At 71.2% G+C, this 12,385-nt stretch carries 8 protein-coding genes; 6 read left to right on the top strand and 2 right to left on the bottom strand.

The window, feature by feature from the left end; genetic code table 11:
- Positions 1-10: 10 nt before the first annotated feature.
- Together IF89_RS0119260 and IF89_RS0119265 are read right to left on the bottom strand one after the other, a co-directional pair.
- A complete protein-coding gene (locus tag IF89_RS0119260) occupies positions 11-1,246 on the bottom strand; it encodes a PQQ-dependent sugar dehydrogenase (protein WP_051807259.1) in 1,236 nt (411 codons plus the stop codon).
- A gap of 108 nt (positions 1,247-1,354) precedes the next feature.
- Positions 1,355-2,362 (bottom strand): aldo/keto reductase, encoded by a 1,008-nt coding sequence (locus IF89_RS0119265; protein WP_030769245.1) that lies wholly within the window; start codon positions 2,360-2,362, stop codon positions 1,355-1,357.
- 71 nt (positions 2,363-2,433) lie between these two features.
- On the opposite strand from IF89_RS0119265, the gene IF89_RS0119270 reads away from it, so the two are divergent.
- The 6 genes from IF89_RS0119270 to serA all read left to right on the top strand — a co-directional run bounded on the left by IF89_RS0119270 (position 2,434) and on the right by serA (position 12,251).
- A complete protein-coding gene (locus IF89_RS0119270) occupies positions 2,434-3,381 on the top strand; it encodes a 2-hydroxyacid dehydrogenase (protein WP_030769246.1) in 948 nt (315 codons plus the stop codon).
- 248 nt (positions 3,382-3,629) lie between these two features.
- Positions 3,630-6,554, top strand: coding sequence for an EAL domain-containing protein (locus IF89_RS0119275; protein WP_078628400.1), 2,925 nt, complete (start codon positions 3,630-3,632; stop codon positions 6,552-6,554).
- Positions 6,555-6,758: 204 nt separating this feature from the next.
- A complete protein-coding gene (locus tag IF89_RS0119280) occupies positions 6,759-8,645 on the top strand; it encodes an acetolactate synthase large subunit (protein ID WP_030769250.1) in 1,887 nt (628 codons plus the stop codon).
- Positions 8,646-8,676: 31 nt separating this feature from the next.
- Positions 8,677-9,201 carry an acetolactate synthase small subunit gene (gene ilvN / locus IF89_RS0119285; protein WP_030769253.1) on the top strand — a complete coding sequence of 175 codons (525 nt, stop codon included), beginning with the start codon at positions 8,677-8,679 and terminating at the stop codon, positions 9,199-9,201.
- Between the two features lie 149 nt (positions 9,202-9,350).
- A complete protein-coding gene (gene ilvC / locus IF89_RS0119290) occupies positions 9,351-10,352 on the top strand; it encodes a ketol-acid reductoisomerase (protein WP_030769255.1) in 1,002 nt (333 codons plus the stop codon).
- A 309-nt stretch (positions 10,353-10,661) separates the two neighbouring features.
- The gene (gene serA, locus IF89_RS0119295; protein ID WP_030769258.1) at positions 10,662-12,251 is read left to right on the top strand and encodes a phosphoglycerate dehydrogenase; all 1,590 of its coding nucleotides are present in this window, start codon (positions 10,662-10,664) and stop codon (positions 12,249-12,251) included.
- Positions 12,252-12,385: the final 134 nt, after the last annotated feature.

Below are 12,385 nucleotides of genomic sequence, written 5' to 3' on the forward strand. Positions count from 1 at the left end.
GGCCCACCGGTCACCGGACCGTCAGAGTCAGGATCCTGTCGTCGCCGGCTTCCGGCGACCCGCGCCCGTCCGTCTCGCTCGTGACCAGCAGCAGCCGGTCACCCCCGAGGGAGACAACCGTCCGCAGCCGGCCGTACTTGTCCCCCAGGAAGGCTTCGGGCTCGGCCACCGGCTGCGTCCCGGACAACGGGATCCGCCAGAGCCGCGCGCCCTTCAGCCCCGCCATCCACACCGACCCCTGCGCCCAGGCGATCCCGCTCGGCGACGCCTCGTCGGTCCGCCACACGGCCACCGGGTCCCGCATGCCGAGCCTGCCCGCCTTCCCCTCGGCCTCGGGCCAGCCGTAGTTCGCCCCGGGCTCGATCAGATTCAGCTCGTCCCAGGTGTTCTGGCCGAACTCGGCCGCCCACAGCCGCTTGTCCCTGTCCCAGGCAAGGCCCTGCACATTGCGGTGCCCGTAGGAGTAGACGACGGAATCGGCCTCCGGATTGCCGTGCACCGGATCGCCGTCCGGGGTCATCCGAAGGATTTTTCCGCCGAGTGACGTCCTGTCCTGTGCGAGGCCGGTGACACCCGTCTCGCCGGTCCCCGCATACAGCATCCTGTCCGGCCCGAAGGCGATCCGCCCGCCGTTGTGGATCAGGCCCTTGGGGATGCCGCGGAACACCGTGTCCGGGGCGCCCAGTTGCTGTCCGGGAGGTCTCTGCTCGTCATAGCGCAGCCGTGCGATCCGGTTGTCGGACGCGGTCGTGAAGTAGACATACACCAGACGGTCCGAGGCGAAGTCCGGCGACAGCGCGAGCCCCAGCAGCCCGCCCTCACCGCCCGATTCGACCCCCGGGACCTCGCCGATCCGCGTCACCGCGCCCGAACCCGCCGCGACCCGGCTGATGGTCCCCTTGTCCCGGGAGGCCACCAGCAGATCCCCTCCAGGGAGGGGAGCCACGCCCCAGGGCGACTCAAGGTCCTTGGCGACCTCGCCGGTGACCGTCACCGACCCCTTCGCGGGCGGTGCCGGCGCCTGCGGCGAAGCCGTCCCGCTCCCCGAAGGACCCGGTGACCCGGGCCCCGCCGCCGTCGCCCCCGGTGGGGAGGCGCCCCGCCCGCTGTCCGGGCCGCCCTCCGGGGAGCATCCCGCCACCAGCAGCGCACCGCACCCGGCCAGCGCCACCGCCGCCAGAACGCCCCGGCGCCGCCCGCCCGGCCCCTCGCACCCCGCCTGCCCGGGAGAACTTCCGTACCGCATCGCCCTGCTCCCTTCCGGTCCTCCGATCCTGCCCTTCACCCGTCTCAACAGCCGGGGCAGGTCCCGAAGTTCCACCACTCGTACACCCGATCGAGTGGTTGAGGGCGGTCAGTCCCAGGCTCCCGCGTCGACCGGAAGGGCCGCGATCTCGGCCAGGTCCGCCGGCGTGAGCCGCAACCGGGCCGCCCCGGCGTTCTCCACGGCCCAGTGCGCCCGGTCCGCCCCCGGCACCGGCACCACCTGCGGCCCCTGGGCCAACACCCAGGCCAGGGCCACCTGTGCGACCGTGACCTCGGGACCGTGCCGCCGCGCCACCCGCCGCAGCCCCGCCACCAGCACCTGGTTCGAGGCCATCGCCTCCGCCGTGAACCGCGGATGCCGGGCCCGGACGTCCTGCGGCTCGAAGCCCTCTCCCGGGGTGAGCGTTCCGGTCAGGAACCCGCTGCCCAGCGGCATCGCCGCCAGGAAGCCCACCCCGCGCGCCGCGCACCACGGCAACAGCTGCGACGCGGCCTCGGGCGACCACACCGACAGCTCCGCCTGCACAGCGCTCACGGGGAAGACCTGCTGCAGCCGCTCCAGGTGGCGCAGCGTCGTCCGGTACCCCCGGTCACCGCGCCGCCCCGCCCCCGGACCGGCGCCGGCGCCCAGCGCGCAGAACCCGAGCGCCCGCACCTTCCCCGCGCTCACCAGCTCGGCCATGGCCCCCCAGGTCTCCTCCACCGGAACCTCCGGGTCCACCCGGTGCAACTGGTAGAGGTCTATGACGTCGGTCCGCAGCCGCCGCAGCGAGGCGTCGCACGCCCGCCGCAGATAGCCGGGCCGGCCGTCGGCCACCACGTGCTGGTCGCCCGCCCGCAGGCCGACCTTGGCCGACACGAAGGCGTCCGACCGCCGCTCCCGCAACACCCGCCCCAGCAGCAGCTCATTGGTGTACGGCCCGTACACGTCGGCCGTGTCCAGCAGGTTCGACCCGAGGTCCAGCGCGGCATGCACGGCGGCCAGCGACTCGTGCCCCCGTCGCCGCGAAGGCGTGTACGCCCAGCTCATCGGCATACAGCCGAGGCCGACGGCGCCCACGCTGAGTGCACCCGCCCCGATCGACCTGCGCTCCACCGCTGCGTCCCCCTCCGTCCGGCAACCAAACTAACGGCTTGATCAAGACGGCTTGGCATAGCCTCGTGATCATGACTGCAACGCCACGGGACGTCTGGCTCCCCTTCCCCGCCGCAGAGGTCGCCGGCCTCCCCGACTCCTTCCACTACCGCCGGTGGGACGGCGAGGACGCCTTCCCGGCCGATCCGGCCGACTGCGTCTTCTACGTGGCCCCGTACATGAAGTCCGCCGACGTCAGCGTCCGGCCGCTGGCCGCGATGCCGGCCGTGCGGGTCGTCCAGACCCTGACGGCCGGCATCGACGACGTGCTGGGCCGCCTCGGCGACCTGCCTGCGGGCGTACGGCTGTGCAACGCGGCCGGGGTCCACACGGCCAGCACCGCCGAACTGGCCCTCACGCTGACCCTCGCGTCCCTGCGCGGCATCCCCGGAATGGTCCGCGGCCAGGACCGCGGGGAGTGGCGCTCCGGCTTCTACGACGCCCTCGCCGACAAGTCAGTTCTGATCATCGGCTACGGATCCATCGGCTCGGCCGTCGAGGACCGGCTCGTGCCCTTCGAGTGCGAGCGGATCGAACGGGTTGCGCGTTCTGCGCGGACGGCTGCGCGAGGGCCCGTCCACGCCGTCGCGGACCTGCCCCGGCTGCTGCCGCACGCCGACGTGGTGATCGTCGTGACACCCCTGACCGATGCCACCCGGAGCCTGGTGGACGCCGCGTTCCTGAGCCGGATGAAGGACGGGGCGCTCCTCGTGAACGTGTCGCGCGGCCCCGTCGTCGACACCGATTCCCTGCTGGCCGAGCTGGAATCCGGCCGGCTGCGCGCGGCCCTCGACGTCACCGACCCGGAACCGCCGCCCGCCGGCCATCCGTTCTGGCACGCGCCGAACGTCCTGATCACGCCTCACGTCGGCGGCAGCAGCTCGGCCTTCGAGCCGCGCGCCAAGCGCCTGCTGGCCCGCCAGCTCACCCGCTTCGCCGCCGGAGAGCCCGTGGAGCACACGGTCCTGATCACCTCGTGACACCGGATGCCTGTACGCTCCGCAGTCACCCGCATGCGACGCGTTGTCACACCCCCCCGGTCGGTAACGCAGCGTAGAGCAACTATGTCCCTGAGTGACGAAAGTGGTGTATCGTCCGGAAGAAGGGGCTGCGCCACGAACGTCTGGCGCTGGGGAGTGATCGGACACTTTGGGGGGCGACGGGCGATGCACGGCCAATGGACGAAGGATCCGATGCGGCACAGCCGCCGCAGGCGACGCAGCCGGGAATGGACCGCGCCGGAACCAGCCGGCGGGGGGAACCGGTGAGCACCCAGGGGGCGGCGCTCCTCGACCGGCCGTCCGTCTCGGGCGGCGGCAGGTGCCTGGCGATGCAGCTGATCCTCGCGGTCGTCAGCGGCGGGTACGCCGTGGGCGCCGCCCTCAACTGGGGATCCGAGGACGTCGCTGAGATCATGGGCGACTTCGGGCTCAGTGCTGCCGGACTGCTGGCCGCCGTCTCCTGCTACAGCTACGCCCGCACGATCGACAGCCGGGAACGCCCCGCCTGGCTGCTCTTCGCCTTCTCGTCCCTCATGGGTGCCTTCGGCAACGCCGTCTGGGGCTGGTACGAGGTGATCCTCGGCCAGGACGTGCCGAAGCCGTCGCTCGCCGACTTCGCCTTCCTCTGCTTCGCCCCGCCCGCCATCGTGGGCCTGCTCGTCCTCGCCAAACGCCCGGTCACCCGCGCCGGCTGGGTCTGCCTGGGCCTCGACTCCTGGCTCATCGGCGGCTCCCTGCTGACCCTGTCCTGGAGCCTCGCCCTCGCCCATGCGGCCCGGACCGCCCAGTCGGGCGCCCCCGGCAGCGTGCCGCGCGCCGCTCTCTCCCTCGCCTACCCCCTGCTGGACATCGCGCTCGTCTCGATGGTCCTCGTGCTGCACTTCCGGCGCAGCGAGACCAACCGCTCCGCCGTCAACACCGCCATCGCGGCACTGGCCCTGACCGTCCTCAGCGACGCCCTGTTCACCTCGCCCCTGCTGAGCGCCGAATACCAGTCCGGGCAGCTGCTCGACGCCGGCTGGTTCGCCGGCTCGCTGCTGCTCGCCTACGCCCCGTGGGGTGCCCGGCGCACCCCCGAGGGTCCGGCGCCCGCCGGGCCCCCACGCCGGGACCGGCCCCACAGCCGCCCGATCACCGGATCGCTGCCCGCCCTCACCCCGTACCTCGCGGCCGCCGTGTGCACCCTCGGCATCCTCTACAACGTCGTGGACGGACGGAAGGTCGACCGGGTGGTCGTCTTCACGGGCTGCACCGTGGTGCTCGCCCTCGTCATCCGCCAGGGCATCATGCTCCTGGACAACATCGCGCTGACCCAGGAACTGGCCCAGAAGGAGAACCACTTCCGCTCCCTGGTCCAGGGCTCCAGCGACGTCATCATGATCGCCGCGCCCACCGGGACGCTGCGCTACGTCAGCCCGGCCGCCGCCGGGGTGTACGGCCGCGAGGCGGAGGAGCTGGTCGGCACCGAGCTGGCCACCCTGATCCACCCCGACGACCTCGGCCGGGTGGTGCACGAGGTGCGCCGCTTCCTCGCCGCGCCGCCCACCGAGGAGCCCACCACCCGCATCGAGTGCCGCTTCAAATCGGGCGGCGGCGAGTGGATGAATGTGGAGTCGACCGTCAACCGCCACCAGGGCGGGCTCATCCTCAACAGCCGGGACGTCACCGAGCGGGTCCGGCTCCAGGCCCAGCTTCAGCACAGCGCGGAGCACGACGCGCTCACCGACCTCCCCAACCGGGCGCTCTTCACCCGGCGCGTGCGCCAGGCCCTGACGGGCCGCCGCGCGGGCGACCACAGCACCGCCGTGCTCTTCATCGACCTCGACGGCTTCAAGGCCGTCAACGACACCATCGGCCACCAGGCCGGCGACGAACTGCTCGTCGAGGCCGCGCGCCGGCTCCAGGACTCCGTCCGGGCCGGGGACACCGCCGCCCGGCTCGGCGGCGACGAGTTCGCCGCGCTGATCCTGGGCGACGGCAGCCGCGACCGCAGCGCCCGGGAGTACCAGGTCCGCGAGATCGCCGACCGGCTGCGCACCAGGCTCTCGCAGCCCTACCGGATCGGCGGCAGCGAGGTACGGGTCGCCGCCAGCATCGGCGTCGCCTTCGCCGACCCCGGGATCACCCCGTCGGACCTGATGCGCAACGCCGACCTGGCGATGTACCGGGCCAAGGCGGGCGGCAAGGACCGCGTCGAGACGTACGCGCCGCAGATGCAGGCCGAGGTGGCGCGCAAGGCCGAGCTGGCGGGGCGGCTGCGCACCGCACTGCACGAGGGCGAGTTCGCGCTGCTGCACCAGCCCGTCGTGTCGCTGGCCACCGGTGAGATCGCGGCCGTCGCCGCGCAGGCGAGGTGGCGCTCCGCCCAGGGCATCCTCTTCACGCCGACGGAGTTCCTGCGGGTGGCCGAGTACAGCGAGGGCACGCGGGGATCCGGCGGCGGTGCGGGCCCCGACGCCTCCCGCACCGCCGAGCTGGGCCGCTGGCTGCTGCAGGAGGCTGTCGAGCAGGCTGCCGACCGGCACCGGGCCGGGCACGACGTGCCCGTGGCCGTACGGATGACCGCCCAGCGGCTCCTGGACAGCGCCATGCCGCTCGGCACCGTGGAAGCCCTGCTGACCCGGCACGGCCTGCCCTCCGGCGCCCTGGTGCTGGAGCTCGCCGTGTCCGACCCCAGGGTGCCCTTCGACGACCTGGAGCGGCGCCTGGCGGCCCTCCACCGGCTCGGGGTGGGCATCGCCCTGGACGGCTTCGGCAGCGGCTACGCGGCCATCAGTGCCCTGCGTCGCCTGCCCGTGGACATGCTCAAGCTGGACCGCGGCCTGGTGGAGGGCGTGGTCGAGTCCGCCCGTCTGCACAAGATCACGGCTGGCCTGTTGCGGATCGCAAACGACCTCGGCATGCGTTCGGTGGCCGACGGTGTGGACCTGCCCGAGCAGGTGGCCGCCCTGCGCGCGATGGGGTGCACGCACGGCCAGGGGCTGGCCTTTTCCGGCCCCCTCGACGAGTACAGGCTGCGCCGTGCGCTGGTGCGCGGTACGTTCCCAGTACCGGGCGGAGCGGCCCAGCCGGCCCTGGCGGGCGGCTCCTCCGCGGGCTCCATGGTCATCCGTAGAGGCTCACATAATGAGACGCCCGTCCCACCTACTTGACATCACCCTCCCGCCGGAGGGAGGGTCAGTGCCATGCGCACCCGAATTCTCGTACTTGGAAAGCGCGTCGGCTGAAGCTGGGGCCAGCATGTCCCCGCTCCGCACACCCGACGCGCTCCCCTCGCTTGCCTCCTGGCACGAGGGGTTTTTTGTTGCACTGGCACAGAGCCGAATCCGCGTAGAACCCTCAGCTTCGAGAAGAGAATGCCGATGACCGAGCAGGCCACCGGGGCCCACCATCCGCAGCCGCGGCCCCGTTCCGGAGGACAGCAGTCCGCCGCAGTTGAGCACGTCACGGGTGCGCAGTCCCTCATCCGCTCTCTCGAAGAGGTGGGGTGCGACACCGTCTTCGGGATTCCGGGGGGTGCCATCCTCCCCGCGTACGACCCGATGATGGACTCCAAGAAGGTCCGTCACATCCTGGTCCGCCACGAGCAGGGGGCCGGCCACGCCGCCACCGGCTACGCCCAGGCCACCGGCAAGGTCGGCGTCTGTATGGCCACGTCCGGCCCGGGCGCCACCAACCTGGTCACCCCGATCGCCGACGCGCACATGGACTCCGTCCCGCTGGTCGCGATCACCGGCCAGGTCTCGTCCAAGGCGATCGGCACCGACGCCTTCCAGGAGGCGGACATCGTCGGCATCACCATGCCGATCACCAAGCACAACTTCCTGGTCACCAGGGCCGAGGACATCCCGAAGACGATCGCCGAGGCGTTCCACATCGCCGCCACCGGCCGTCCGGGCCCGGTCCTCGTCGACATCGCCAAGGACGCCCTGCAGGCCAAGACCACCTTCGCGTGGCCGCCCTCCCAGGACCTCCCCGGCTACCGGCCGGTCACCAAGCCGCACGCCAAGCAGATCCGCGAGGCCGCCAAGCTCATCTGCCAGGCCAAGCGCCCGGTGCTGTACGTCGGCGGCGGCGTCATGAAGTCCGGTGCCACCGCCGAGCTGAAGGTCCTGGCCGAGCTGACCGGTGTGCCGGTCTGCACCACCCTGATGGCGCTGGGCTCCTTCCCCGACAGCCACCCGCTGCACGTCGGCATGCCCGGCATGCACGGCTCGGTCACCGGCGTCACCGCGCTGCAGAAGTCGGACCTGCTGATCGCGCTCGGCACCCGCTTCGACGACCGGGTCACCGGCAAGCTGGACAGCTTCGCCCCCTACGCCAAGATCATCCACGCGGACATCGACCCGGCCGAGATCGGCAAGAACCGCGCCGTCGACGTCCCGATCGTCGGTGACGCCCGCGAGGTCATCGCCGACCTGATCCAGGCGGTCCAGGCGGAGCACACCGAGGGCCACGCCGGCGACTACACCGCCTGGTGGAACGACCTCAACCGGTGGCGCGAGACCTACCCCCTGGGCTACGACCTGCCCGAGGACGGCAGCCTGTCGCCGCAGCAGGTCATCGAGCGGATCGGCGCGCTCGCGCCGAAGGGCACCGTCTTCGCGGCGGGCGTCGGCCAGCACCAGATGTGGGCCTCGCACTTCGTCAAGTACGAGGAGCCCCGCACCTGGCTGAACTCCGGCGGCGCCGGAACCATGGGCTACGCGGTCCCGGCCGCGATGGGCGCCAAGGTCGGCATGCCCGAGCGCACGGTCTGGGCGATCGACGGCGACGGCTGCTTCCAGATGACCAATCAGGAACTGGTCACCTGCGCCCTCAACAACATCCCGATCAAGGTCGCGATCATCAACAACGGTGCCCTGGGCATGGTCCGCCAGTGGCAGACGCTGTTCTACAACCAGCGGTACTCCAACACCGTGCTGCACGCCGACGAGACCGGCCACGACACGGTCGGCTCCCAGCTCGGCGAGTCCACCGCCCCCCGCAAGGGCACGCGCGTCCCGGACTTCGTCAAGCTGTCCGAGGCCATGGGCTGCGTCGCCCTGCGCTGCGAGGACCCGGCCGACCTGGACAAGGTCATCGCCGAGGCCAACGCGATCAACGACCGTACCGTCGTCATCGACTTCATCGTCCACGAGGACGCCATGGTGTGGCCGATGGTCGCCGCCGGCACCTCCAACGACGAGGTCATGGCGGCCCGGGGCGTCCGTCCCGACTTCGGCGACAACGAAGACGACTGAGCCGAGAGAGCCGAGAGAGAGAACGCCCCACATGTCCAAGCACACGCTCTCCGTCCTGGTCGAGAACACGCCCGGCATCCTCGCCCGGATCGCCGCCCTGTTCTCCCGCCGCGGGTTCAACATCGACTCCCTCGCGGTCGGCGTCACCGAGCACCCCGACATCTCCCGCATCACCATCGTCGTCAACGTCGAGGACCTCCCGCTGGAGCAGGTGACCAAGCAGCTGAACAAGCTGGTCAACGTGCTCAAGATCGTCGAGCTGGAGCCGCACAACGCCATCGAGCGCGAACTCGTCCTGGTGAAGGTCCGCGCCGACAACGAGACCCGCTCGCAGATCGTCGAGATCGTCCAGCTGTTCCGCGCCAAGACGGTCGACGTCTCCCCGGAGGCCGTCACCATCGAGGCGACCGGCGGCACCGAGAAGCTCGGCGCGATGCTCAAGATGCTGGAGCCCTTCGGCATCAAGGAACTCGTGCAGTCCGGCACGATCGCCATAGGGCGCGGCGGACGGTCCATCACGGACCGCAGCCTGCGCGCGCTCGACCGCAGCGCCTGACCGGCCACCGGGGCGGCCGCGGCACGGCGGCCTCCCCGGCGGCCCGGCCGCGGCAGACACGCCCGGCCCGCATGGCGAGACCGACAAACTCAGATTCCGTTCCCCGCCGTACGGTGGGAGCAACACCAGCGCACCAAGGAGATATCCCAGTGGCCGAGCTGTTCTACGAGAACGACGCCGACCTGTCCATCATCCAGGGCCGCAAGGTCGCGGTCATCGGCTACGGCAGCCAGGGCCACGCCCACGCGCTGTCGCTCCGTGACTCCGGCGTCGACGTCGTCGTCGGCTTGAAGGAGGGCTCGAAGTCCAAGGCCAAGGCCGAGGAGCAGGGCCTGAAGGTCGTCCCCGTGGCCGAGGCCGCCGCCTGGGCGAACGTCATCATGATCCTCACCCCGGACCCGCTGCAGGCCGAGATCTACGAGGAGTCGATCAAGGAGCACCTGGAGGAGGGCGACGCGCTCTTCTTCGGCCACGGCTTCAACGTCCGCTACGGCTTCATCAAGCCCCCGGCCAACGTGGACGTCGCCCTCGTCGCCCCCAAGGGCCCGGGTCACCTGGTCCGCCGCCAGTACGAGGAAGGCCGCGGCGTCCCGTGCATCGCCGCCGTCGAGCAGGACTTCTCGGGCAACGCCTTCGCGCTCGCGCTCTCCTACGCGGCCGGCATCGGCGGCACCCGCGCCGGTGTCATCAAGACCACCTTCACCGAGGAGACCGAGACCGACCTCTTCGGTGAGCAGGCCGTCCTCTGCGGCGGTGCGTCCGCGCTGGTCAAGGCCGGCTTCGAGACCCTGACCGAGGCGGGCTACCAGCCGGAGATCGCCTACTTCGAGTGCCTGCACGAGCTGAAGCTCATCGTCGACCTCATGTACGAGGGCGGCCTGGAGAAGATGCGCTGGTCGGTCTCCGAGACCGCCGAGTGGGGCGACTACATCACCGGCCCGCGCGTCATCACCGACGCCACGAAGGCCGAGATGAAGAAGGTTCTGGAGGAGATCCAGAGCGGCAAGTTCGCCGAGGAGTGGATGGCCGAGTACAAGGCGGGTCTGCCCAAGTACAACGAGTACAAGAAGGCCGACTCGGAGCACCTGCTGGAGACCACCGGCAAGAAGCTGCGCAAGCTGATGAGCTGGGTCGACAGCGACGAGAGCTGATCGCGTGGCGGCGGGGCCGGGACGTTCGGGTCCCGGCCCGCCGTGCATCACCGGGCGGTACGGCACCTGCCGCACCGGTGGCCGGCGCGCCGGGATCGGAGCCCCTCCGGGCCCCGGCTTGTCCAACCCGGCCAACCACGGAAGAGTGATCCTTCCGGACAGGCGGAAAACCGGCCCGTCAGCGCCACTACACTGCTCAACACATACGCGTCAGGCCCACAGTGTCGTGCGTCTTCCACGCGGCTACCCCCTCCACCGCCTGCGGCCGTCGGGACGGCCGTCCGCACTGGACTTGTGAGGATGACCCACGTGAGCTCGAAACCTGTCGTACTCATCGCCGAAGAGCTGTCGCCCGCCACTGTCGAGGCGCTCGGCCCGGACTTCGAGATCCGCCACTGCAACGGCGCCGACCGCGCCGAGCTGCTGCCCGCGATCGCCGACGTCGACGCGATCCTCGTCCGCTCCGCGACGAAGGTCGACGCGGAGGCCATCGCCGCGGCGAAGAAGCTCAAGGTCGTCGCCCGCGCCGGCGTCGGTCTGGACAACGTAGACGTCTCCGCCGCCACCAAGGCCGGCGTGATGGTCGTCAACGCCCCGACCTCGAACATCGTGACCGCGGCCGAGCTCGCCTGCGGCCTGCTCGTCGCCACCGCCCGCAACATCCCGCAGGCCAACACCGCCCTGAAGAACGGCGAGTGGAAGCGGAACAAGTACACGGGCGTCGAGCTCAGCGAGAAGACCCTCGGTGTCGTCGGCCTCGGCCGCATCGGCGTCCTCGTCGCGCAGCGCATGTCGGCCTTCGGCATGAAGATCGTCGCGTACGACCCCTACGTCCAGCCCGCGCGCGCCGCCCAGATGGGCGTCAAGATGCTGACGCTGGACGAGCTCCTGGAGGTCGCCGACTTCATCACGGTGCACCTGCCCAAGACCCCCGAGACCCTCGGCCTCATCGGCGACGAGGCCCTGCACAAGGTCAAGCCGTCCGTGCGCATCGCCAACGCCGCGCGCGGCGGCATCGTGGACGAGGCCGCCCTGTACTCGGCCATCAAGGAGGGCCGCGTCGCCGGCGCCGGCCTCGACGTGTACGCGAAGGAGCCCTGCACGGACTCCCCGCTCTTCGAGCTGGACCAGGTCGTCTGCACCCCCCACCTCGGCGCGTCCACGGACGAGGCCCAGGAGAAGGCCGGTGTCTCGGTCGCCAAGTCGGTGCGCCTCGCCCTCGCCGGTGAGCTGGTGCCGGACGCGGTCAACGTCCAGGGCGGCGTCATCGCCGAGGACGTCCGGCCGGGCCTGCCGCTCGCCGAGAAGCTCGGCCGCATCTTCACCGCCCTCGCCGGCGAGGTCGCCGTCCGCCTCGACGTCGAGGTCTGCGGCGAGATCACCCAGCACGACGTCAAGGTGCTCGAACTCTCCGCGCTCAAGGGAGTCTTCGAGGACGTCGTCGACGAGACGGTCTCCTACGTCAACGCTCCGCTGTTCGCGCAGGAGCGCGGGGTGGAGGTGCGCCTGACCACCAGCTCGGAGTCCCCGGACCACCGCAACGTGGTGACGGTGCGCGGCACCCTCTCGGACGGCCAGGAGGTGTCGGTCTCCGGCACGCTCGCGGGCCCCAAGCACCTGCAGAAGATCGTGGGCATCGGCGAGTACGACGTGGACCTGGCGCTCGCCGACTACATGGTCGTGCTGCGCTACACCGACCGTCCCGGCGTGGTCGGCACCGTCGGCCGCGTCCTCGGTGAGGGCGGCCTGAACATCGCGGGCATGCAGGTGGCCCGTGCGGAGGAGCACGGCGAGGCCCTCGCGGTCCTCACCGTCGACGCCGAGGTGCCGGCGAACGTCCTCGCGGACATCGCCGCCGAGATCGGCGCCGTTTCGGCGCGCACCGTCAGCCTCGCCTGACGCCGCCCGGCAGGTACATGAGAAGGGCCCGGGGGTGAACTAGGTTCTAGTGGTCGTCGCAACACCCCAGTTCAGGGGGTATGCGATGGACTTCGAGATCCGGGAGAAGAGGACGGCCCAGGGCCCCGTCAAGC

This window comes from Streptomyces sp. NRRL F-2664, assembly GCF_000719345.1.
Taxonomy (GTDB): Bacteria; Actinomycetota; Actinomycetes; order Streptomycetales; family Streptomycetaceae; genus Streptomyces.